This is a genomic window from Neosynechococcus sphagnicola sy1, assembly GCF_000775285.1.
GTDB lineage: Bacteria > Cyanobacteriota > Cyanobacteriia > Neosynechococcales > Neosynechococcaceae > Neosynechococcus > Neosynechococcus sphagnicola.
The window spans coordinates 162,842-184,288 of sequence record NZ_JJML01000016.1 but is presented as its reverse complement, the minus strand read 5'-3'; the positions used below and the strand labels follow the sequence as shown (position 1 = coordinate 184,288).

Annotated in this window: 32 protein-coding genes and 3 pseudogenes; 33 read left to right on the top strand and 2 right to left on the bottom strand. The window is 52.9% G+C overall.

Annotation, left to right across the window (positions count from 1 at the left end):
- Nucleotides 1-84 precede the first annotated feature (84 nt).
- Nucleotides 85-1,251 carry a circadian clock protein LdpA gene (gene ldpA / locus DO97_RS08115; protein ID WP_036532316.1) on the bottom strand — a complete coding sequence of 389 codons (1,167 nt, stop codon included), beginning with the start codon at nucleotides 1,249-1,251 and terminating at the stop codon, nucleotides 85-87.
- Nucleotides 1,252-1,294: 43 nt separating this feature from the next.
- Nucleotides 1,295-1,774, bottom strand: a complete 480-nt coding sequence (gene ndhN / locus DO97_RS08110; RefSeq protein WP_036532315.1) for an NAD(P)H-quinone oxidoreductase subunit N — start codon at nucleotides 1,772-1,774, stop codon at nucleotides 1,295-1,297.
- A gap of 459 nt (nucleotides 1,775-2,233) precedes the next feature.
- On the opposite strand from ndhN, the gene rplC reads away from it, so the two are divergent.
- The 33 genes and pseudogenes from rplC (at nucleotide 2,234) to DO97_RS07950 (ending at nucleotide 21,446) form a co-directional block, all read left to right on the top strand.
- Nucleotides 2,234-2,875, top strand: coding sequence for a 50S ribosomal protein L3 (gene rplC, locus DO97_RS08105; RefSeq protein ID WP_036532314.1), 642 nt, complete (start codon nucleotides 2,234-2,236; stop codon nucleotides 2,873-2,875).
- Nucleotides 2,876-2,887: 12 nt separating this feature from the next.
- On the top strand, nucleotides 2,888-3,520 hold the full coding sequence (gene rplD / locus DO97_RS08100; protein WP_036532313.1) for a 50S ribosomal protein L4: 633 nt from the start codon (nucleotides 2,888-2,890) through the stop codon (nucleotides 3,518-3,520).
- Nucleotides 3,513-3,815 carry a 50S ribosomal protein L23 gene (locus DO97_RS08095; RefSeq protein ID WP_036532311.1) on the top strand — a complete coding sequence of 101 codons (303 nt, stop codon included), beginning with the start codon at nucleotides 3,513-3,515 and terminating at the stop codon, nucleotides 3,813-3,815. The genes rplD and DO97_RS08095 overlap by 8 nt, the downstream gene beginning before the upstream one ends.
- Nucleotides 3,816-3,891: 76 nt before the next feature.
- A complete protein-coding gene (gene rplB / locus DO97_RS08090) occupies nucleotides 3,892-4,755 on the top strand; it encodes a 50S ribosomal protein L2 (protein WP_036532310.1) in 864 nt (287 codons plus the stop codon).
- Between the two features lie 65 nt (nucleotides 4,756-4,820).
- Complete coding sequence (gene rpsS / locus DO97_RS08085) at nucleotides 4,821-5,099, top strand: 30S ribosomal protein S19 (RefSeq protein WP_036532308.1); 279 nt, start codon at nucleotides 4,821-4,823, stop codon at nucleotides 5,097-5,099.
- Between the two features lie 47 nt (nucleotides 5,100-5,146).
- Nucleotides 5,147-5,500 carry a 50S ribosomal protein L22 gene (gene rplV, locus DO97_RS08080; protein WP_036532307.1) on the top strand — a complete coding sequence of 118 codons (354 nt, stop codon included), beginning with the start codon at nucleotides 5,147-5,149 and terminating at the stop codon, nucleotides 5,498-5,500.
- 52 nt (nucleotides 5,501-5,552) lie between these two features.
- A complete protein-coding gene (rpsC, locus tag DO97_RS08075) occupies nucleotides 5,553-6,281 on the top strand; it encodes a 30S ribosomal protein S3 (RefSeq protein ID WP_036532305.1) in 729 nt (242 codons plus the stop codon).
- Nucleotides 6,282-6,334: 53 nt separating this feature from the next.
- Nucleotides 6,335-6,754: a 50S ribosomal protein L16 gene (gene rplP, locus DO97_RS08070; protein WP_036532303.1), complete on the top strand. Its 420-nt coding sequence runs from the start codon at nucleotides 6,335-6,337 to the stop codon at nucleotides 6,752-6,754.
- 4 nt (nucleotides 6,755-6,758) lie between these two features.
- Nucleotides 6,759-6,992 carry a 50S ribosomal protein L29 gene (gene rpmC, locus DO97_RS23050; protein WP_036532301.1) on the top strand — a complete coding sequence of 78 codons (234 nt, stop codon included), beginning with the start codon at nucleotides 6,759-6,761 and terminating at the stop codon, nucleotides 6,990-6,992.
- Nucleotides 6,993-7,001: 9 nt separating this feature from the next.
- Nucleotides 7,002-7,250, top strand: coding sequence for a 30S ribosomal protein S17 (rpsQ, locus tag DO97_RS23045; protein ID WP_036532300.1), 249 nt, complete (start codon nucleotides 7,002-7,004; stop codon nucleotides 7,248-7,250).
- 18 nt (nucleotides 7,251-7,268) lie between these two features.
- Complete coding sequence (rplN, locus tag DO97_RS08055; RefSeq protein WP_036532298.1) at nucleotides 7,269-7,637, top strand: 50S ribosomal protein L14; 369 nt, start codon at nucleotides 7,269-7,271, stop codon at nucleotides 7,635-7,637.
- Nucleotides 7,637-7,990 carry a 50S ribosomal protein L24 gene (rplX, locus tag DO97_RS08050; RefSeq protein ID WP_036532297.1) on the top strand — a complete coding sequence of 118 codons (354 nt, stop codon included), beginning with the start codon at nucleotides 7,637-7,639 and terminating at the stop codon, nucleotides 7,988-7,990. The genes rplN and rplX overlap by 1 nt, the downstream gene beginning before the upstream one ends.
- A 50-nt stretch (nucleotides 7,991-8,040) precedes the next feature.
- Nucleotides 8,041-8,586 carry a 50S ribosomal protein L5 gene (gene rplE / locus DO97_RS08045; protein WP_036532295.1) on the top strand — a complete coding sequence of 182 codons (546 nt, stop codon included), beginning with the start codon at nucleotides 8,041-8,043 and terminating at the stop codon, nucleotides 8,584-8,586.
- Nucleotides 8,587-8,610: 24 nt separating this feature from the next.
- Nucleotides 8,611-9,012, top strand: a complete 402-nt coding sequence (gene rpsH, locus DO97_RS08040) for a 30S ribosomal protein S8 (RefSeq protein ID WP_036532294.1) — start codon at nucleotides 8,611-8,613, stop codon at nucleotides 9,010-9,012.
- Between the two features lie 50 nt (nucleotides 9,013-9,062).
- Nucleotides 9,063-9,602: a 50S ribosomal protein L6 gene (rplF, locus tag DO97_RS08035; protein ID WP_036532292.1), complete on the top strand. Its 540-nt coding sequence runs from the start codon at nucleotides 9,063-9,065 to the stop codon at nucleotides 9,600-9,602.
- A gap of 2 nt (nucleotides 9,603-9,604) precedes the next feature.
- The gene (gene rplR / locus DO97_RS08030; protein WP_036532290.1) at nucleotides 9,605-9,967 is read left to right on the top strand and encodes a 50S ribosomal protein L18; all 363 of its coding nucleotides are present in this window, start codon (nucleotides 9,605-9,607) and stop codon (nucleotides 9,965-9,967) included.
- Between the two features lie 75 nt (nucleotides 9,968-10,042).
- Nucleotides 10,043-10,565, top strand: a pseudogene (gene rpsE, locus DO97_RS08025) (30S ribosomal protein S5).
- Between the two features lie 67 nt (nucleotides 10,566-10,632).
- Nucleotides 10,633-11,103, top strand: coding sequence for a 50S ribosomal protein L15 (rplO, locus tag DO97_RS08020; RefSeq protein ID WP_036532287.1), 471 nt, complete (start codon nucleotides 10,633-10,635; stop codon nucleotides 11,101-11,103).
- A 52-nt stretch (nucleotides 11,104-11,155) separates the two neighbouring features.
- A pseudogene (gene secY, locus DO97_RS08015) lies at nucleotides 11,156-12,467 on the top strand (preprotein translocase subunit SecY).
- A gap of 2 nt (nucleotides 12,468-12,469) precedes the next feature.
- On the top strand, nucleotides 12,470-13,042 hold the full coding sequence (locus DO97_RS08010; protein ID WP_036532286.1) for an adenylate kinase: 573 nt from the start codon (nucleotides 12,470-12,472) through the stop codon (nucleotides 13,040-13,042).
- A gap of 165 nt (nucleotides 13,043-13,207) precedes the next feature.
- Complete coding sequence (infA, locus tag DO97_RS08005; protein WP_036532284.1) at nucleotides 13,208-13,435, top strand: translation initiation factor IF-1; 228 nt, start codon at nucleotides 13,208-13,210, stop codon at nucleotides 13,433-13,435.
- Between the two features lie 97 nt (nucleotides 13,436-13,532).
- A complete protein-coding gene (gene rpmJ, locus DO97_RS22100; RefSeq protein ID WP_072016402.1) occupies nucleotides 13,533-13,646 on the top strand; it encodes a 50S ribosomal protein L36 in 114 nt (37 codons plus the stop codon).
- 92 nt (nucleotides 13,647-13,738) lie between these two features.
- Entirely contained in the window at nucleotides 13,739-14,122 is a 384-nt protein-coding gene (rpsM, locus tag DO97_RS08000; RefSeq protein WP_036532282.1) for a 30S ribosomal protein S13, read from the top strand.
- A 58-nt stretch (nucleotides 14,123-14,180) separates the two neighbouring features.
- Nucleotides 14,181-14,576 carry a 30S ribosomal protein S11 gene (gene rpsK, locus DO97_RS07995; RefSeq protein ID WP_036532280.1) on the top strand — a complete coding sequence of 132 codons (396 nt, stop codon included), beginning with the start codon at nucleotides 14,181-14,183 and terminating at the stop codon, nucleotides 14,574-14,576.
- A 175-nt stretch (nucleotides 14,577-14,751) separates the two neighbouring features.
- Nucleotides 14,752-15,703 (top strand): annotated as a pseudogene (locus DO97_RS07990) (DNA-directed RNA polymerase subunit alpha).
- A 55-nt stretch (nucleotides 15,704-15,758) separates the two neighbouring features.
- Nucleotides 15,759-16,109 carry a 50S ribosomal protein L17 gene (gene rplQ, locus DO97_RS07985; RefSeq protein ID WP_036532279.1) on the top strand — a complete coding sequence of 117 codons (351 nt, stop codon included), beginning with the start codon at nucleotides 15,759-15,761 and terminating at the stop codon, nucleotides 16,107-16,109.
- An 8-nt stretch (nucleotides 16,110-16,117) separates the two neighbouring features.
- Entirely contained in the window at nucleotides 16,118-17,047 is a 930-nt protein-coding gene (gene truA, locus DO97_RS07980) for a tRNA pseudouridine(38-40) synthase TruA (RefSeq protein WP_081980672.1), read from the top strand.
- A 34-nt stretch (nucleotides 17,048-17,081) separates the two neighbouring features.
- Complete coding sequence (gene rplM, locus DO97_RS07975; protein ID WP_036532398.1) at nucleotides 17,082-17,537, top strand: 50S ribosomal protein L13; 456 nt, start codon at nucleotides 17,082-17,084, stop codon at nucleotides 17,535-17,537.
- On the top strand, nucleotides 17,537-17,950 hold the full coding sequence (gene rpsI, locus DO97_RS07970) for a 30S ribosomal protein S9 (protein WP_036532277.1): 414 nt from the start codon (nucleotides 17,537-17,539) through the stop codon (nucleotides 17,948-17,950). Before rplM ends, rpsI begins: the two co-directional genes overlap by 1 nt.
- A 40-nt stretch (nucleotides 17,951-17,990) precedes the next feature.
- Nucleotides 17,991-18,281, top strand: a complete 291-nt coding sequence (rpmE, locus tag DO97_RS07965; protein ID WP_036532276.1) for a 50S ribosomal protein L31 — start codon at nucleotides 17,991-17,993, stop codon at nucleotides 18,279-18,281.
- 110 nt (nucleotides 18,282-18,391) lie between these two features.
- On the top strand, nucleotides 18,392-19,507 hold the full coding sequence (prfA, locus tag DO97_RS07960; RefSeq protein WP_036532273.1) for a peptide chain release factor 1: 1,116 nt from the start codon (nucleotides 18,392-18,394) through the stop codon (nucleotides 19,505-19,507).
- A gap of 55 nt (nucleotides 19,508-19,562) precedes the next feature.
- Nucleotides 19,563-20,159, top strand: coding sequence for a pentapeptide repeat-containing protein (locus tag DO97_RS07955; protein ID WP_072016401.1), 597 nt, complete (start codon nucleotides 19,563-19,565; stop codon nucleotides 20,157-20,159).
- Nucleotides 20,160-20,162: 3 nt separating this feature from the next.
- On the top strand, nucleotides 20,163-21,446 hold the full coding sequence (locus tag DO97_RS07950; protein ID WP_036532271.1) for a metallophosphoesterase family protein: 1,284 nt from the start codon (nucleotides 20,163-20,165) through the stop codon (nucleotides 21,444-21,446).
- The last annotated feature ends 1 nt before the right edge of the window (nucleotide 21,447 follow it).

Genomic DNA, 21,447 nt, shown 5'->3' with positions numbered 1-21,447 from the left:
GGAAGGACGAGTGACAGGTTAAGCCTGATTCGGTTCACAACGGCAGCGATGGTGAGCAGCCATGGCAACTGCTGAAGATACGGCTCAGAGGTTCACAGATTGCGGTGTCAACCGAGAGGAGTCGGGGGTAAGTGCTTTCAAGGGAGCAATCAGTGAGTGGGCGGCAGCCACCATCTGCCACAGCAGATCAGGCACGGTTTCGAGGGGCAGGGTACGAGGGACTTGGGTAGATATTACACTTCCTACGGCTTCCTCCCCAGGAAATTTTTCTAGCGTGTCTAAATAGGGCAGCAACAGGGTGCGGGCATAACTTCCGTAGGCGATCCCGGCAATCCGAGGTTCGGGGGGGAGGAACGGATAGGGGGGAGTCGGGCGCAGCAACCCCAGGGCTGCTAGTTTAGGCACGGTGTAGTGGTTGGTTCCCCCCGCTAATTGCACATATCCCGGTAGTCTGGCTGCCAAGACTTTTTCCCCAAGCTTGATGGCAGCATGGGTCGTACCTTTACCAATATCTCCGCTCATGGGACGACCGTCGGTTTGCCAAATCAGGGGGCAAGGCAGCGGAGAGATGATTTCGGAGAGTGCCCATAGATAGTCCACCAAGCCTGCCCCGTCGGGACAACTAATGGCCATCAATCGCAACCGACCAATCCAGGGTTGGAGCGACTGCCAGAGTTGCTCAAAGGCTGACAATCGACCCACCTGGGTATGAATTTCAATGGCATCCACCTCCATTTGCAGCACCAAGGGTGCGATCGCAGCGGGGGTTGAATGGTGGGATCGGGTAATAATTTTGTTGAGGGGACACACCGGTAAACAGCGACCACAACCATAGCAGCGCTGATCGATCACCCCAGACGCTCCCTCCACTGGAAAGACAATGGCTTGAGCCGGACAGATGGTTGCACAGGGGCGGGAACAATCCGGGGGACAGGTGGCTGGATCAAATGCTGCTTTGCGAAAGTGCGGGTCTTCCCCGTCATTTAAGCTCACCATAAGCCACGGCTTGCCGGAGGCGAGAAAGCCTCGCTGCTGAGCCTGTTGCCGCAACTCAAGAGCGACTTGAAGGGCAGATTGAGCCGCTGCTACCACCGCTGGATCGGCTGACACATCAATACAGTCAGCGCCAGCAAGGGCATAGGCCAGGGTTAAACTCCGCACCGCTGGCAAATGTTGAAAACTGGCACCACAGATTAACTTAAACCAATGTCCCTGTTGCAGAGACCGGAGAGGAAGATCGAAGTCTGTCACCCCTCCATGCTAACTTGTCTCTGCTTGCTTGCAAGGAAAGTGATCAGGAGGCAGCGATCAGGGTGTTTTTCAAGGGCAGCCAGCGCAGGGTGCGATCGCCCCCCACTTCAACCACCACCCGCACCCGAGGCTCCAGTGTGGGCAGTAAACTCAAAAATTCTAGCTCCTGATTTGAGAGTACAAATCCCTCAATGATCCAGAGCACAAACCCTTTAGCAGTGGGGGGCAGATGCTCCAACTGTTGTTGCACAATCGGGGGGGCAAAATAGCGTGCCCCCACCGCCGCGCCTTGGCCAATATCCTTTTTGCCTAAGTGGGGCGGTCGAATCCCGTGGACTCCCATCAAATACATCGACAGATCCCCCAACCCGCGGGCAGTCAAGACCAAGGTGGTGTAGCCTGCGGCTCGGAGCCGCCGCCGATACCGTCCTTCAAATCCCCCTTCCAGGGGCACATACAACCCTAAGGCTTGAGATTTTTCCAGATCCTGAACAAATTGGTTACCGATCGCAATCAGTGCCATAACCCTTGCATCCTCGTGCGTTGTGTTGCTGCTTGGCTGTCCTTCGATTTCAGGATTAGGCGTCAAACCCTTCCCAAGACCCAAAATACCAGAAAATAAATCAACCCTACCTATAGACAAACCTAGGACAATCATTTATATTGTTAAATTGTCGCCAAAATCAAGGCAGCGGAAGCAAATCTCTCAAACCTTTGGAGTTTGTCTAAGCTGACTTGTGAACCGGATACTGAGTAGATTGCTACTCAAGTCCTGGCAAAAACAGTAGGTGTTGAGATTTTAATCTCTAGCCAGTATTTTCAGGAAGTGTAACCTGAAACTTCGTGAACCTACTAGGTTTAGCTGCGTAGAGCAACAATTAATTGTCTGACGCTAATTCCCTAGGCGGATTGGCAGGATAGTTCGTGGACTTGCTGTTAGCAGTCCATGTTTGAGGTGTCTAAGTTAAGGAGACCAGTTACTGTGTCCTTGGGAATTCTGGGAACAAAACTTGGTATGACCCAGGTGTTTGACGCGACGGGTAAGGCGATTCCAGTCACCGTTGTGCAGGCAGGGCCATGTACCGTTACACAAATTAAGACGCGATCGAAGGAAGGCTATGCTGCTGTCCAAGTGGGGTTTAGTGAAGTGTCCCAGAAGGCACTAAATCAGCCTGAATTGGGTCATCTCGCCAAGTCTGGTGCGCCACCGATGCGGCATTTGCGGGAGTATCGCCTCGATGATCCCGAGACCTTTGCCCTCGGACAGCAAATTAAAGCAGACATCTTTACGCCGGGTCAGAGCGTTGATGTCATTGGAACCAGCATTGGCCGAGGGTTTGCAGGTTACCAAAAACGCCACAATTTTGGGCGAGGACCGATGTCCCATGGTTCTAAAAACCACCGCCAACCGGGTTCCATCGGAGCGGGGACTACACCAGGGCGAGTTTATCCCGGCAAGCGGATGGCAGGACGTCTGGGGGGGGATCGGGTCACCCTACGTAAATTGACCGTGATCCGCATTGATGCCGATCGCAATTTACTGCTGATCAAAGGTGCCGTTCCGGGGAAACCTGGTGCCCTCCTCAATATCGTCCCTGCCAAGCAAGTTGGGAGTTCTCAATAAGGAGCAAGCAACATGGTCAACTGTGTCGTTCAAAATTGGCAGGGAGAACAAGTTGGGGAAGCGGCGCTAGATCTGCGCGTTGCCAGTGAGACGACCGCAGCTCACATTGTCCATCGGGCTCTGTGTCGCCAACTCACCAATGCCCGTCAAGGAAATGCCTCCACCAAGACCCGCGCCGAAGTTCGGGGGGGTGGACGTAAACCCTGGCGGCAGAAGGGAACGGGACGCGCTCGTGCCGGTTCCAATCGCTCCCCGCTGTGGCGTAAGGGGGGGGTCATCTTTGGGCCGAAGCCCAGAGATTACGTTCTCAAGATGAATCGTAAGGAGCGGCGGCTGGCTCTGCGCACTGCTTTTCAGAGTCGGGTTCCCGACCTGATTGTGGTGGAGGATTTTGCCCAGCATCTCCCCCGGCCTAAAACGAAAGAATTGGCAGCCGCGATCGCCCGTTGGGGCGTGAAACCCGATGCCAAGGTGCTGCTGATTATTGCGGAGCGGCATGAAACCGTTTACTTATCAGCTCGGAACCTGGGCAACCTGAAGCTGATTGCTGCCAACAACCTAAATATTGCGGATCTGCTGGATGCTGATCAAATTATCAGTACTCAGGCAGCCCTTGCCAAAATCCAGGAGGTCTACGGTGCCTGATATTGATGTCCGCTCTTTGCCGGATTTGATCCGTCGTCCCCTGGTGACGGAGAAAGCCACTCGGCTACTGGAATTGAATCAATATACCTTTGAAGTGGTTCCCCGAGCCAACAAGCTCCAGATCAAGGCAGCAATTGAAGATCTGTTCAAGGTCAAGGTTGTCAGTGTCAACACCGCTAATCCACCCCGGAAGCAGCGGCGGGTGGGCAAGTTTACGGGGCATCGCTCCCGTTACAAACGGGCTGTTGTCACCCTGGCAGCAGGTGACTCGATTACCCTCTTCCCTGATGTTTGATCAGCAGTGCCATAAACGGGCAACTGCTTAACCTGCGAATTCTCTATTTTTTCGATTTCCTTTCACCCCTAAAGCTATGGGCATCCGAGCTTACAGACCTTATACCCCCAGCACCCGTGAACACACGGTTTCCGACTTTGCGGAGGTCACCCGCAGTGAGCCAGAAAAATCTCTGACAAAATCGCGGCACTCACCTAAGGGTCGCAATAATCGCGGTGTCATCACCTGCCGCCATCGGGGTGGGGGGCATAAACAGCTCTATCGCCAAGTTGACTTTCGGCGTGAAAAGCACAACGTACCGGCTAAGGTTGCTGGCATTGAATATGATCCGAATCGCAATGCCCGGATCGCCTTGCTTTACTACCAGGATGGCGAGAAGCGGTACATCCTCCATCCCGTGGGTTTGGCGGTCGGCAGCATTGTGATCTCAGGGCCAGAGGCAGCGATTGAAATTGGCAATGCCTTACCTTTAGGCAATGTGCCGTTGGGAACCAATGTGCACAACGTGGAATTGGTTCCCGGTAAAGGGGGGCAGATTGTCCGTGCTGCTGGTGCCACTGCCCAAGTGAAGGCGAAAGAAGGTGATTATGTCACCTTGCAGTTCCCGTCCGGGGAAGTTCGCAAGGTTCGTCGCGAGTGCTATGCCACCATTGGTCAAGTCGGCAATCTTGATGTTCGCAACATCAGTTTAGGTAAGGCCGGGCGCAAGCGCTGGAAAGGACGGCGTCCTGAAGTGCGAGGAAGTGTAATGAACCCAGTGGATCACCCCCACGGTGGGGGTGAAGGTCGGGCACCCATTGGTCGTAGTGGTCCTGTTACCCCTTGGGGTAAACCCGCCTTGGGATATAAAACCCGGAAGCGCAAAAAGCGGAGTAATGATCTGATTGTCCGTCGTCGTCGCAAGGCTTCCAAGCGGGGTCGAGGCGGGCGGGAGTCATAAACTTTGTTACCCAAGCTTGGCTTGTATTCAAGATTCAGCAAATCAACTGTGAGTGAACTGTACCTATGGCTCGTTCCCTAAAAAAAGGCCCATTCGTGGCGGATCATCTCTTGCGCAAAATTGAGGCTCTCAATGTCAGAGGTGACAAACAAGTCATCAAGACGTGGTCCCGTGCCTCAACGATTCTGCCGCAGATGATTGGACACACGATTGCCGTACATAATGGGCGGCAACATGTTCCGGTTTACATCACCGAGCAGATGGTGGGACACAAGTTGGGAGAATTTGCGCCGACTCGCACCTTCCGAGGGCACGCCAAGAGTGACAAAAAATCGTCCCGATAGACCCCGTACAAGGTCAATCTTGTCCTTGTTCAGTCAGGAGAACCTAGATGGCTATCAATACTACTGAAACCAAAGCTATTGCCCGCTACATCCGGATGTCACCCTACAAGGTGCGCCGGGTTCTGGATCAAATTCGGGGCCGCTCCTATCGGGATGCCCTGATGATTCTGGAGTTCATGCCCTATCGTGCCTGTGATCCGGTATTGAAGGTCTTGCGTTCCGCCGTCGCCAACGCCGAGCATAACGTTGGCCTTGATCCAGCCACACTGGTTGTCAGTCAAGCCTATGCCGATCAAGGGCCGTCCCTGAAGCGCTTCCGCCCCCGAGCCCAGGGACGAGCCTACCAAATTCGCAAGCCGACTTGTCATATCACGGTGGCCGTTGCCTCCGCCCAAGACTAATGCTGATGAACAACCCGTTTAACACCGCACTGAATTAAGAGAGGACGCATTCGTGGGACAAAAAATCCATCCAACTGGCTTCCGCCTCGGTGTCATTCAGGATCACCGTTCTCGCTGGTTTGCGGATGCCAGTCGCTATCCCGAGCTGCTACAGGAAGACTTCAAGATCCGTCAGTTTGTGCAGAAGCAACTCAGCAATGCTGGGATTTCTCAAGTTCGGATTGAGCGCAAAGCAGATCAGATTGATTTAGAAGTCCACACGGCGCGTCCGGGTGTCGTGGTCGGACGGGGAGGCGCTGGAATTGAGTCCCTGCGTCTGGGCTTACAAGAGGCATTGGGGAGCAGTCGCCAGATTCGCATCAACGTGGTGGAAGTGGCACGGGTGGATGCCGATGCAGCCCTGATTGCTGAGTATATTGCCCAACAGTTAGAGCGACGGGTATCCTTCCGTCGTGTGGTTCGCCAAACGATTCAACGGGCGCAACGAGCTGGCATTCAAGGGATCAAAATTCAGGTCAGTGGCCGTTTGAATGGGGCTGAAATTGCCCGCACCGAGTGGACTCGGGAAGGTCGTGTCCCCCTCCATACCCTCCGGGCCGATATTGACTACTCCTATAAGACCGCCAAGACGATCTACGGCATCTTAGGGGTGAAGGTTTGGGTGTTTAAGGGTGAAATTATTCCTGGACAGGAGGAGACCCCTCCCCCCGGTTCTGCCCAGCCCCGTCGTCGGCAGCAACGCCGCCGCCAACAGTTTGAAGATCGCTCTCGGGAAGATTAGGGGATTTCACCCCAGTCCTTACGTTTCAGTCCTTACGCCTAACCTACAGCGCTATGTTAAGCCCAAGAAGAACTAAATTCCGTAAACAGCAGCGGGGTCGCATGGAAGGTCTGGCGACACGTGGCAGTTCGCTAAACTTTGGCGATTTCGGACTCCAAGCCCTAGAACCTGCTTGGATTACCGCTCGACAGATCGAGGCTAGTCGTCGGGCAATGACTCGCTATATTCGTCGGGGTGGCAAAATCTGGATTCGGGTGTTTCCAGATAAGCCGGTGACCATGCGCCCTGCAGAAACACGGATGGGATCTGGGAAAGGATCGCCAGAGTTTTGGGTAGCGGTGGTAAAGCCGGGACGAGTTTTATTTGAAATTAAAGGCGTGACGGAGGAAGTGGCTCGGGAAGCGATGCGCTTGGCCTCCCACAAGATGCCAATCAAGACCAAGTTTATTATTCGCGACCTGGAGGAGTCTTGAACTAATGCCCCTTTCCAAAATTTCGGACTTCCGTAGCTTGAGCGATCAAGAGTTGGCAGCTCAAATCTCGGTTTCAAAGCGAGAACTGTTTGAACTCCGCCTTCTGAAGGCGACTCGTCGTCTCGAAAAACCTCATCAATTTAAGCAGGCCCGTCATCGGATTGCTCAATTGATGACCATTGAACAGGAACGCCTTCGGGTTCCTGTTTCGGCAGAATCTGTTGCAACCCAGGAGTAGATCCCACGTATGGCTGTCAAGGAAAGAGTCGGTCTAGTTGTCAGTGACAAAATGGACAAAACCGTGGTCGTAGCCGTGGAAAATCGATCTGCCCATCCCAAGTACGGCAAGATTGTGGTGCAAACCAAGCGCTACAAAGTTCACGATGAGCAAAATCAATGCAAGATCGGAGATCGCGTCCGCATCCAAGAAACTCGGCCCCTCAGTCGCACCAAACGGTGGTTGGTCGCCGATATTCTCAGCCATCCCCCCGCTTAGGAAACCCAGAGGACGACCATGATTCAACAAGAGTCTTACCTGAATGTTGCTGATAACAGTGGTGCCCGCAAGCTGATGTGTATTCGGGTGCTGGGGGGCGGTAATCGTCGCTACGGGGGGGTCGGGGATGTGATCATTGCGGTAGTCAAGGATGCGATTCCCAATATGGCGGTCAAGAAGTCCGATGTAGTGCGCGCTGTTGTGGTTCGGACTCGCAAAGCGCTTCGACGTGACAGTGGGATGACGATTCGCTTTGACGATAACGCGGCTGTGATTATCAATGCGGATGGCAACCCCAAGGGAACACGGGTTTTTGGCCCAGTGGCGCGGGAACTACGCGATAAAAACTTTACCAAGATTGTTTCCTTGGCACCGGAGGTACTTTGATGGTCAAGAAAGTGAAAAATGGCACCCCAGTTCGGTACCGGATGCACGTCAAAAAAGGGGATACGGTGCAGGTGATCGCTGGCAGTGACAAGGGTAAGGTGGGCGAAATTCTGCAAACCTTTCCCAAACTCAGCAAAGTGGTGGTGAAAGGGGTGAATCTGAGAACCCGACATATGAAACCCCGTCAGGAAGGAGAATCGGGTCAGATCGTAACTTCGGAAGCGCCGATTCATAGCTCCAATGTCATGCTCTACTCCACCAAACAAAAGACGGTGAGTCGGGTCTGCTACACCTTTGATGCCAATGGTCGCAAGGTGCGGATGCTGAAGAAAACTGGCGAAACGATTGACTAAGTTCACCCCATTCCCTGACCACGACCAGGGGAATTGAAGGATACTACTCTATGCCATTACCACTCAAAACTCTTTACCAGGAAAAAATTGTCCCCAAGTTGATGGAGCAGTTTCATTACGAAAATATCCATCAGGTTCCGAAACTGGTAAAAGTCACGATTAACCGGGGCTTGGGAGATGCCGCCCAGAATGCCAAAGCATTAGAGGCATCCCTCAATGAAATTGCCAAAATTACGGGACAAAAGCCAGTTGTCACCCGAGCCAAGAAGGCGATCGCGGGTTTCAAGCTCCGTCAGGGAATGCCCGTCGGCATTATGGTCACCTTACGGGCAGGCCGAATGCATGATTTCCTGGATCGACTGATTCACCTATCGTTGCCTCGCATTCGAGACTTTCGGGGAATTAGCCCCAAGAGCTTTGACGGTCGCGGCAACTACACCCTTGGCATTCGGGAACAACTGATATTCCCAGAGATTGATTACGACAGCATCGATCAGATGCGAGGCATGGACATTTCAATCATCACCACTGCCAACACCGATGAAGAGGGGCGCGCTCTGTTGAAAGAAATGGGCATGCCCTTCCGGGATCACTGAGGCAGTTTTGTAGAAGAGGACACTATGGCGGCGAATGACACCATTGGAGATATGCTGACACGCATCCGCAATGCGGCGCTGGCACGGCATTTGACGACGGAAATTCCCTCTACCAAAATGACCCGCAGCATCGCGCGCGTTTTGAAGGAGGAGGGCTTCATTACCGACTATGAAGAGGTCGGCGAGAACGTCAAGCGAGACATCGTGATTTCCCTGAAATATCGGGGGAAAAATCGTCAGTCGATTATCACGAGTTTGAAGCGGGTCAGCAAGCCAGGTCTGCGGGTCTATTCAAATCGGAAAGACTTACCGCGGGTTCTCGGCGGCATTGGGATTGCGATTATCTCCACCTCCAGCGGCATCATGACGGATCGCGATGCCCGCCGCCAGGGATTGGGTGGCGAAGTACTTTGCTACATCTGGTAAGTGGGTGGATGATGGCCAGCGGCTCGTGATTAGGGAAGGAGAAATCAGTTATGTCTCGTATTGGTAAACGTCCCATCAGCATTCCTCCAAAAGTAACGGTGACTCTGGAGGGTCAGCAGGTGCTGGTCAAAGGCCCCAAGGGAGAGTTGAGTCGTCTCTTGCCAGCCGAGGTGAGTGTTGAGCAGGAAGGGACGACCCTGGTGGTGAAACGTCGGGATGAGTCCCGAGCGGCTCGCGCACGCCATGGTCTCAGTCGCACCCTAGTCGCTAACATGGTTGATGGCGTTTCTCAGGGCTTTCAGCGCCGCTTAGAAATTCAGGGGGTGGGCTATCGAGCCCAATTACAGGGTGTGAACCTAGTTCTAAACATGGGCTACAGCCACCCCGTCCAAATTGTGCCGCCCGATGGCATTCAGTTTGCGGTTGAAAACAACACCAATGTGATTGTCAGCGGTATTGATAAAGAAATTGTTGGCAATACATCTGCCAAAATCCGAGCCGTTCGTCCCCCTGAGCCTTACAAGGGTAAGGGTATTCGCTATGCCGGGGAAGTCGTCCGCCGCAAAGCTGGTAAGACAGGGAAGAAATAATTATGAAAGTCAGCCGCAGAGAATCTACACGCCGTCGCCATCAGCGGGTTCGCCGCCGAACCCAGGGAACAACAGAACGTCCACGTCTGGCAGTTTTTCGTTCCAACCAGCATATTTATGCCCAGGTAATCGACGACACCCAGCAACATACCCTGGCTGCTGCCTCTACCTTGGACTCCGAATTGCGGGGTGATCTAGATTCAGGAGCCACCTGTGCCGCATCGAGTAAAGTTGGGAAGCTGATTGCCCAGCGATCGCTGGAGAAGGGTATCCGGCAAGTGGTGTTTGATCGGGGTGGAAATCTCTATCATGGCCGCGTCAAAGCATTGGCGGATGCCGCTCGGGAAGCAGGTCTAGAATTCTAGACGATTGACAACTGGTTCACCGAACTGGCTCCGATTGCAAAATACTTCAAGCAACCAAGGTTAAACATTCGAGCTATGGCAAAAAGTCGTAAGAGCAACCGCACCCGTGAGAAGGAGACCGACTGGCAAGAGCGCGTCGTCCAGATCCGTAGGGTCACAAAGGTGGTGAAGGGAGGTAAAAAAACTCAGCTTCCGCGCCATTGTGATTGTGGGCAACGAACGCGGCCAGGTTGGCGTGGGAGTCGGAAAAGCCAGTGATGTTATCGGTGCAGTCAAGAAAGGGGTTGCAGACGGGCGGAAGCACGTCGTAGAAGTACCCCTGACAAAAGCCAACTCCATTCCCCATCCCGTCAATGGCAAGGGGGGCGGTGCCGCTGTGATGATTCGTCCTGCTGCTCCTGGAACCGGGGTAATTGCTGGGGGGGCGGTGCGCACCGTCTTGGAACTGGCAGGGGTACGTAACGTTTTGGCGAAACAGTTGGGTGCTGGGAATCCCCTGAATAATGCGAGAGCCGCTGTCAATGCCCTCTCCACGCTCCGTACCTTTGCTGAAGTTGCAGAGGAACGAGGGGTTCCGATTGAGAAGCTCTTTGTCTAGCAACGGGTTTTCCTGGGGTGGATTCTCGAAACCCGTCATCCCATTGCTGTTATTGCAGGATTAAACTATGAGACTTGATGATGCACACCCTCAGGCCGGTTCCAAAAAACGCCGTCGTCGGGTAGGTCGCGGTATTGCAGCAGGACAGGGCGCCAGTTGCGGATTAGGAATGCGGGGACAAAAATCGCGATCGGGATCTAGCACCCGCCCTGGGTTTGAGGGGGGACAAAATCCGCTCTATCGACGCTTGCCGAAGCTCAAGCATTTCCCCGTCATCAATCGCCGTTGCTACACCGTGATCAATGTGGGCAAATTGGCAGTTCTTCCGGCGAATACCATCGTTACCCTGGCATCTTTGATGGAGGTTGGCATCGTCACCAGCGATGACGGTCCTCTGAAGATGTTGGGAGATGGCGAACTGGGAATTCCTTTACAGGTCAAGGCTGCTGCCTATACAGCATCGGCACGTGCCAAGATTGAAGCCGCTGGCGGCACCTGTGAACTGCTGGGATCTGCTGTCGCCGAGTCCGTTTCTTAAGCTTGGGAAATAGTCTAGGCTAGTTTTAGTAGAGACGAGAGGAACCCCCTTCATGGTTGTCAGTCGCAACAAAACCCCCACGGCTCAAGAAACCTTTGCCCAGATGGCCCAGGCCGCTGGTTTACGTGGACGTATCCTCTTAACCATTGGTATGTTAATTCTGGTGCGGCTGGGCATCTACCTGCCGATTCCAGGGATTGACCGTGCTCGCTTCATTCAAGATTTTCACAACAACCCCGTTGTCGGTTTCCTCGACATCTTCTCCGGCGGAGGACTGCGATACTTAGGTATTTTTGCCCTTGGAATTCTGCCATTTATTAATGCCTCAATTATTCTGCAACTTTTAACAGCGGCAATTCCAGCCTTGGAAAATCTTCAGAAGAATGAAGGCGAGGCTGGACGACGCAAGATTGCTCAACTGACCCGTTACGTTGCCCTTGGCTGGGCCATTATTCAGAGTGTTGGCCTTGCCCTCTGGGTTCGCTCCTATGCCCTGCCGTCAGCTGGGCCACTGTTCATGGTTGAGACGGTAATAGCTCTCACGGCGGGTTCGATGTTTGTCATGTGGGTGTCTGAATTAATCACAGAGCGGGGCATCGGCAATGGTGCCTCACTTTTGATTTTTATCAGCATCATTTCTGGCCTGCCGAATTCTTTAGGGCAGACGATTGAACTGGCACAGAGCGGCGATCGCAACATTGTTGGCGGGGTCGTGATTCTGTTGCTGGTGTTTCTGGTCATGATTGTGGGGATTGTCTTTGTCCAAGAAGGAACCCGTCGCATTCCCATCATTTCAGCCCGGCGGCAAGTGGGTCGGCGGATGTACCCGGAAAAGAGCAGTTATTTGCCCCTGCGCTTAAACCAGGGGGGGGTAATGCCCATTATCTTTGCCTCAGCGGTGCTGATTTTGCCAGCTTCATTGGCACAATTTACCCATAATGAACTGCTGGTTCAGGTTGCCAACCATCTGAGTCCCAGCGGCCCGACTCCCTGGCTCTATGTTGTCTTCTATTTGACCCTGATTTTGTTCTTTAGCTACTTCTACTCCTCCCTGATTGTCAACCCCGTTGACCTGTCACAAAACCTCAAGAAGATGGGATCAAGTATTCCAGGCATTCGTCCGGGGCGGGCGACCAGCGACTATGTGGAACGAGTTCTCAGTCGCCTCACCTTCTTAGGGGCAAGTTTTTCTCGGGTTGGTGGCAATTTTGCCCACAGCGGTGGAGAGTGCAACGCGAGTGCGAACTTTCCAGGGCTTGGGAGCCACTTCGCTCTTGATTCTGGTGGGGGTTGCCATTGATACAGCCAAGCAAATTCAAACCTATGTGATTTCCCAACGATATGAAGGAATGGTGAAGCAGTAAAAGTGCCACGACTTATCTTTCTAGGTGCGCCTGGAGCCGGTAAAGGAACCCAATCTCAAACACTGGCCCATTGGTTAAATATCCCCCATATCTCCACCGGAGATATCCTCCGTCAAGCGGTTGCTGAGGACACCCATCTCGGTCAAAAAGCGCAAGCTTACATGGGGCGTGGTGAGTTAGTTCCGGATCAGCTCGTGGTGGAAATGATTCGTGAGCGGTTGGGGCAGCCCGATGCTCACTTGGGCTGGATTTTAGATGGGTTCCCGCGCAATGTCACTCAGGCAGCATTCCTAGAAGTTCTGTTGCAGGAAATTAATCAGGGCTGTGATCAGGTCATCAATCTAGCGGTGCCGGATGACGTGCTGACGACGCGGCTGTTGGGTCGGGGTCGTCAGGATGATACAGAAGCGGTGATTCGGCGGCGTTTAGAAGTCTATCATCAGCAAACAGCCCCCCTAATTCATTTCTACAGCGATCGCAACCAATTGGTGACGGTCAATGGTGATCAGGATTTGGAGGCAGTCACCCAAAGCTTGTTGGCGGTCGTAACATCAACACCTCAAGCCCCGATTTAACGCCTTTGTAGCGACTGTCTCTAGGACTTCCCGGTGTCAGTTTGCTTGCAGCTACCATTGATAATGGTTAATAGGTTGTTCTAGGAGTCTAAATTTGCAGTCAAAGTGAGGGTCGAGGTCGATAGGGACTGACAATCATTCAATATAGGGTTGAGGCAAAACAAATTGGCTAAACAAGATTTAATCGAAATGGAAGGCACGGTAACGGAATCGTTGCCCAATGCTATGTTCCGAGTCAACTTAGACAACGGCTTTAATGTCCTAGCCCATATTTCCGGCAAAATTCGGCGCAACTATATCAAAATTCTTCCCGGCGATCGCGTGAAAGTTGAATTAACGCCCTACGACTTAACTAAGGGTCGCATCACCTACCGTCTTCGCAATAAAAAATAGCAAGCCTTGGGAACCCTTTCAGACCCAACTTGAATTGATTTGATTTTCTTCAAGAAAGCTGTTAGAATGATACTTTTGTAGTGACATAGGACTGGGCATGAAAGTCCGAGCTTCCGTTCGTAAGATTTGTGAAAAGTGTCGCGTCGTTCGCCGTCGCGGTCGGGTCGTTGTGATTTGTTCTAACCCAAAGCATAAACAACGTCAAGGCTAGCATGACTGTCCCAGTCATAGGCAGTCAGTTGCAAGACTGTTTGATTTTTTCGAGATCAATCGTGAGTTCAGTGAAGACCAGGAGAGAGAAGCGTGGCACGAATTGCCGGAGTAGATCTTCCCCGTGACAAACGTGTTGAAATTGGCCTGACTTACATCTATGGAATTGGGTTGTCCCGTTCCCAAGAGATCCTGAGTCAGACTGGCGTCAACCCAGACACCCGAGTCAAAGACTTGAGTGATGCCGAAGTTACAACGTTGCGGGAAGCTGTCGAAAGTAACTATCAGGTCGAAGGTGACCTGAGACGCTTGGAGTCAATGAATATCAAGCGTCTCATGGACATTGGCACCTATCGAGGACGCCGTCATCGTATGGGCTTACCTGTGCGAGGGCAGCGAACCCGGACAAATGCTCGTACCCGCCGTGGTGGTCGGCGGACTGTGGCTGGGAAGAAAAAAGCTCCTAGCAAGAAATAAGTAGCTGAGTCTATGACTCCATGACGCATACGTTATAACCCAGGCGAAGAATTTTGATATGGCGCGACAACCCGTTAGAAAAACTGGCCCTCGCAAACAAAAACGGAATGTACCGAATGGCGTGGCCTACATCCAATCGACTTTCAATAACACGATTGTGACCATTGCGGACACAGGAGGAGAGGTAATTTCTTGGGCTTCCGCAGGCTCTAGTGGCTTCAAAGGTGCCAAGAAGGGAACTCCCTTTGCAGCTCAGACGGCGGCTGAAGGTGCAGCCCGTCGAGCCATTGATCAGGGAATGCGGCAAATTGAAGTGATGGTCAGTGGGCCAGGGGCGGGTCGTGAGACCGCCATTCGGGCGCTCCAAGGCGCGGGACTGGAAATTACCTTGATCCGTGATGTCACCCCCATCCCCCATAACGGTTGTCGTCCCCCTAAGCGTCGCCGTGTCTAGGCAATTGCTTTGAACACCCGTCTTGGTTCTTTAGACAGGAAGGTGTTTCGCAGCCGCTAGAACCTGTATTGGAGCCAGTGGATTCAGGTCTAACCAACTCAGTGAACTGGTTCTCCAATCATCAGCAGCAGGCTGTACAGGCCTGCAATTTAGTCAGCAAAAGGGAGGTTGCTCGGTGGCACAGTTCCAAGTTGAGTGTGTAGAAACCAGCGTTGAAAAAMGATCAATGGCTGTTTAGTAAGTTTGTGCTAGAGCCGCTGGAGCGGGGACAGGGAACCACCGTGGGCAATGCCCTGCGACGCGTCCTCCTGTCCAATCTAGAGGGGGCAGCTGTAACTGGGGTGCGGATCGCAGGCGTCAATCATGAGTTTGCGACGATTCCAGGGGTGCGGGAGGATGTCCTGGATATTCTGCTGAGTATGAAGGCCGTGGTGCTGAAGAGTCATTCTTCTCAGCCCCAGATCGGTCGCCTCCGCATTCAGGGGCCAGCAACGGTTACCGCCGGACATTTTGATTTGCCCTCGGAGGTGGAGTTGGTCAACCCTGGCCAATACATTGCGACGATATCCGCAGGGTCAGTTCTGGAGATGGAGTTTCGAGTCGAACGGGGCAAGGGCTATCGTACCTTTGACCGCAGTCGCGATGAGTCCAGCACCTTAGACTTTCTCCAGATTGATGCTATCTTTATGCCCGTTCGCAAAGTCAACTATAGCGTCGAAGATACCCGGATTGGAGGTGCCTTGGAGAAAGACCGCTTGGTCATGGAAGTCTGGACCGATGGCAGTCTTACCCCCCAGGAATCTCTGAGTCAGGCCGCTAATATCCTCGTCGATCTGTTTAATCCGCTCAAAGATATCACCTTTGAGTCGACGGGGGGAGACTACGAGCCGGATGATGATCCTACCAGCCAAATTCCCATTGAAGAGCTTCAACTTTCGGTGCGAGCCTACAACTGTTTGAAGCGAGCCCAAATCAATTCAGTAGCAGATCTCCTGGACTATACCCAAGAGGATTTGCTGGAGATTAAAAACTTCGGGCAAAAGTCTGCTGAGGAAGTTGTAGAAGCTCTGCAACAACGACTGGGAATCACCCTGCCCCACGAAAAAGCTGCCAAGCCAGCTCCCTAAATTCTCGGAAGAATTATTTCAATTGAGCTTTTAATGTTACTCACTGCTGAAACCTATGCGTCATCGTTGTCGTGTTCCCCAACTTGGAAAGCCTGCTGACCAGCGGCAGGCTCTACTCAGAACCCTCACCACTGAACTAATTCGTCATGGTCGAATTACGACCACCCTGATTCGGGCAAAAGCAGTTCGCAGTGAAGCTGAGAAGATGATCACCTTGGCCAAGAATGGTTCTTTGGCTGCGCGTCGGCAGGCCATGGGCTATATCTATGACAAGCAGTTGGTTCATTCGTTGTTCGAGAAAGCGAGCATTCGCTATAGCGATCGCCAGGGAGGTTATACCCGGATTCTACGCACTGTGAATCGTCGGGGTGATAATGCCGAGATGGCAATTATTGAACTGACTTGAGGTTGAGTATGTTCCCCTCTCTGGCTGCAACCACCCATGATTTACAACGGGTCGCCCTGGTAATTCAATACCTGGGAACAGGCTTTCATGGCTGGCAACGACAGCCTCAACAGCGTACCGTCCAAGCGACAATTGAGGATATTTTGTCTGCAATCCTCGATCGCCGGGTGGTGCTCCATGGGGCTGGACGGACAGACTCAGGGGTTCATGCTGCGGCTCAAGTTGCCCATTTTGATGCCACTGCAACCATTCCGGCTCACCGTTGGGCTGATATTCTCAATCCCCGGTTACCGAACGACGTGGTGATTCGAGCTTCAGCAGCCGTTGCTCCCAATTGGCATGCCCGCTTCTCAGCTCTTTGGCGGCGCTATCGCTATACACTTTACACCGACCCGCATCCCAATCTGTTTGTCCGCCCCCTCACCTGGCATTACTATTACGAACCCTTGGATGAGGATCGCATGCAGGAGGCCTTAACACCGCTAGTGGGTCGCTATCATCTGGCTGCCTTTCATCGTGCTGGCTCCCATCGTGCCCATTCCTGGGTAGATGTTCAAGTAGCGGAATGTAAGCGGCGGGAACAATTTCTAGAGATCGAGGTGCAGGCCAATGGCTTTCTGTATGGCATGATGCGCCTGTTGGTGGGGCTCTTGGTTCAGGTGGGACGGGGGCAGCGATCGCCCGCCAGTTTTACCGAACTCTGGATGAAGGAGCGCCGTGAGGAGGTCAAGCATGCAGCCCCTGCCCAGGGTCTCAGTCTGCTGCGCATTGGATATCCAGACTGTCCCTTTCCGCCAGAAGTCTGGTATGACACCCAACCCAGATGGAGCCTATCGACTGATTGCCCAGCGGGCTGGGTCGTTGTCGAGAACAGTTCGCTGGATGCCCTAGAGGATCCTCCCTTCACCCCGGTGCTCTGCTGTTCAAACTTGGCTTAACCCTCAAAAATCTTGACCTCTACCCTTGATGAACATGAATAAGACCTATCTCCCACCTCTGGATTCCATTGAACGTAACTGGTATGTTGTCGATGCTACCGATCAGCGGCTCGGACGGTTGGCGAGCGAAGTTGCGATGATCCTGCGGGGCAAAAATAAGCCAACCTTTACTCCCCACCTGGATACCGGTGATTTTGTTATTGTTGTCAACGCTGAAAAAATTGCCGTCACAGGGAAAAAACGGACGGATAAAATCTACCGCCGCCATTCAGGACGACCCGGTGGGATGAAAACGGAAACCTTTGCCAAGTTACAGGCCCGGATACCCGAACGGATTATCGAACATGCGATTCAAGGCATGTTACCCAAGAATACCCTGGGACGGCAATTGTTTACCAAGCTGAAGGTGTATGCCGGACCTGAGCATCCCCATACGGCTCAAAAACCCCAAACCCTGATCATCAACACGATTCCTGGAGGAGCAGACTAATGCAGACGATCGAACAAAATGACCGCGTAGTTTATTGGGGAACAGGACGGCGTAAATCTGCGGTTGCCCGGGTGCGGTTGGTGCCTGGAAATGGGCAACTCACGATCAATGGCAAGGCTGGTGACCTCTATCTCCAATTCAACCCAGCCTATCTCTCCGCCGTTAAGGCTCCCTTGGAAACCTTGGGCCTAGAGCAGGAATACGATATTTTGGTCAAGGCCGAAGGTGGTGGGTTGACGGGGCAGGCCGATGCCGTCCGTTTAGGCGTGGCGCGTGCCCTTTGTCAGCTGGATCCGGATAATCGCAAGCCCCTGAAGGTTGAAGGTTATTTGACTCGTGATCCCCGCGCTAAGGAGCGGAAGAAGTATGGGTTACGGAAGGCCCGTAAGGCACCTCAGTACTCGAAGCGCTAACAACAGATTTATCGACAGTCGTCAATTTGGAGCGAAAACCATGCCAAAAGCCGAGATTCATCCCCAGTGGTATCCAGACGCTAAAGTCTATTGCAATGGTGAAGTCGTCATGACCATTGGTTCCACGCGGCCAGAACTGCATGTGGATGTTTGGTCTGGCAATCATCCTTTCTATACTGGAACTCAGAAGATCATCGATACGGAAGGTCGCGTTGAACGCTTCCTCCGCAAGTACGGCATGATGGAAGGTGCCGATATTCCTGGGAATGCCGTAGCTACTTCTCCCGCCAAGGATGGCAAGGCAACCTCCCAAGACAAGAAGAAGCGATAGTTGCCAGCTGAGGGATGGGCTGGTGGAACAAGCTTCATGTCGCCATCGGTTTAGAGATCTCTTGAGCCTGACGATAAGCACTGTCATCTTCCTGTTGTGATCGCTTCTTTATGGCTGAATCCTATCTACTGGATAAGCTCAAATCCGTTGAGCAAACCTTTGATGAACTCACTCGGCGTCTGGGAGATCCAGATATTGCTAGAGATCCGACTGAGTTTCAACGGGTGGCAAAAACACGGTCTTCCCTTGAACAGATTGTCCTCACCTATGAGATCTGGAAACAGACCCATCATCACCTAGCTGATGCTCGACAGATCCTCAAAGAGGCCAGTAGTGATCTCGAGTTGCAAGAAATGGCAGCCCTGGAGGTAGAGCAGCTCCAGAGTCAGCTTGACGAGTTAGAGTCCCGGCTGAAAATTCTCCTGCTGCCCCGCGATCCCAACGATGATAAAAATATCATGTTGGAAATTCGGGCAGGCACTGGAGGGGATGAGGCCAGCATCTGGGCCGGCGACTTGGTACGTATGTATTCTCGTTATGCCGAGAATCAGCACTGGCGGGTAAAGCTGGTCAGTGAATCCCTAGCTGACATGGGTGGGTTTAAAGAGGCGATTCTAGAGATTCAAGGCGAACACGTCTACAGCAAGCTGAAGTATGAAGCGGGGGTGCATCGGGTGCAGCGCGTGCCGATGACGGAGGCCTCTGGACGGGTACATACCTCCACGGCAACGGTGGCTGTTATGCCGGAGGTCGATGATGTGGAGATCCACATCGACCCCAAAGATATTGAGATGAGCACCGCTCGCTCCGGGGGGGCGGGGGGACAAAACGTGAACAAAGTAGAAACCGCTGCTGACCTGTTCCACAAGCCAACGGGGATTCGGATCTTTTGTACCGAGGAGCGATCGCAGCTCCAGAATAAGGAACGGGCGATGCAAATCCTACGGGCTAAACTCTACGAGATGAAGCTGCGAGAACAGCAGGAAGCGGTGACATCAAGACGGCGATCCCAGGTGGGGACGGGATCACGCTCAGAGAAGATTCGAACTTACAATTACAAAGATAATCGGGCAACCGATCACCGTTTAGGACAAAACTTTAGCCTGTTGACAGTGCTAGAGGGTGATCTAGAATCGATCATTCAAAATTGTATTTCTCAAGACCAACAAGAGATGCTAGAAGAAATGGCAGCGGATAGTAACCAACGGTCTGCGGTGGGTAGCTAATCTGCTGTGTGCTCGTCTTCTTTGCATCCCAGCCATGCCCCCTCCCCCTAGGAATATGTCGATCACATCTGCGGCTCAATTACTGCAACAGTATGCAACCGGAGTTCGAGGCTTTCTGCGGGTAGAACTGGAGGGAGCCAATCTACAGGGAGCCAATCTCCGGGGAGCCGATCTGCGAGTGGTGCGATTCTCAGCGGCGAATCTCTCAGGAGCCCATCTGCGGGAGACGATTTTGATTGGAGCCAATCTTTGCCAAACCAACCTCAGAGAAGCGGATCTGACGGATGCAGACCTGCGCGGTGCCAACCTTAGTGGCGCGGATCTCAGTCAAGCGGATTTGACCTATGCAGTGCTCAGCTACGCGGTCATGCGAACTGTGAACCTTCAGGGGACAACGCTTCAAGGAGCGAATCTACCGAAGGCAGACTTGCAAGGATCTGACCTCCGAGGGGCCAATTTGCGGAGTGCCAATCTGCGGGGGGCCAACTTGAGTCAGGCTGATCTGCGCACAGCTGATTTAATTAAGGCCAATCTCAGTGAAACAAATTTAACCGATGTCAACTTCCAGGGGGCGCTCTACAATCAGTACACTCGGTTCGATACGGGCTTTGACCCGTTGTATTGGGGGATGGTTTTTTCAGGGGAACTCTAATCCATGCCCAGGTTTCTGCACATTGCTGATATTCATCTAGGATTTGATCGCTATGACTGCCGCGATCGCACCCTAGATTTTTTCTATGCACTCCAGGACGTCCTAGAACGTTACGCGATCGCCCCTGCCGTTGACTTTGTGCTGATTGCGGGAGATCTGTTTGAGCATCGCAATATTCAACCGGGGGTTTTAAATCAAGCGCAACTTTGTCTGCAACATCTCCAAGCCGCCCAGATTCCGGTGCTGGCGATTGAGGGCAATCATGACAACCGCCCCTACGGCACCAAAACAAGTTGGTTGCGCTATCTGGCTGATTGGGATTTACTGATCTTGCTGGAACCCGGCGATACCCAGGGAGGCGAAGCCCTTTATCAACCCTGGAACCCCGATCGCAAGAGTGGCGGCTATATCGACTTGCCCTGCGGGGTGCGGGTGTTGGGTTCCCAGTGGTATGGTGCCTCGGCTCCCAAGGCGATCGCCCAATTAGCCACCGCCATTCAGGAACTCCCCCCTGGGCCACCCCATCAGATTTTAATGTTTCACCACGGTCTAGAAGGGCAGATTGCGCGCTATCAGGGAGCCTTACGCTACCGAGATTTTCTCCCCCTGAAGCGAGCTGGTATTGATTACCTAGCCCTCGGTCACATCCACAAACACTACACCCTAGAATCATGGATTTTTAACCCAGGCTCCCTAGAGGCCAACAACATCGAAGAGGGAGATTACCTGCGGGGAGCCTATCTGGTGGAGATCACTGCTGAGGGAGTGGTCGCTACTCTCAAACAGGATTACTATCAACGTCCGATTGTGCGGTTAGAACTCAAGACCCAAGGGCATGAGTCGGTTGAGGAAATTTACCAAGGGGCGATCGCCCAAATCCAGGCAGCCCGAGCGTCTGGTCAACTCAATTCTCCCCTCGCTCCCATTGTCGCTTTACGCATCAAGGGCTCGGTGGGATTTGATCCCTTGGACTTAAACACCAAAGATTTACAACGACACCTGCAAGACCTGAGTGGGGCTCTGATCTTCCGTCTGCAATATGAGGTCACCGCCATCCAGTTTCAGACTCCTGTGGATGAAACAGCTACGCCTACGGATCTGGAGCGGGAAGTCTTTAAAGATCTGCTGGCTGCCCATGGAAGTTACAAACATCGGATGGAACCCCTTGCCCAAGGACTGATGGATCTGAAGGGGCTACAGCTAGAGAATCGACCCGAGGCTGATCTCTACAAGTTTGTGCGCCAATTATTCACAGCGCCGCTGACTGTGGAAGTCCCGAATCTTTAGC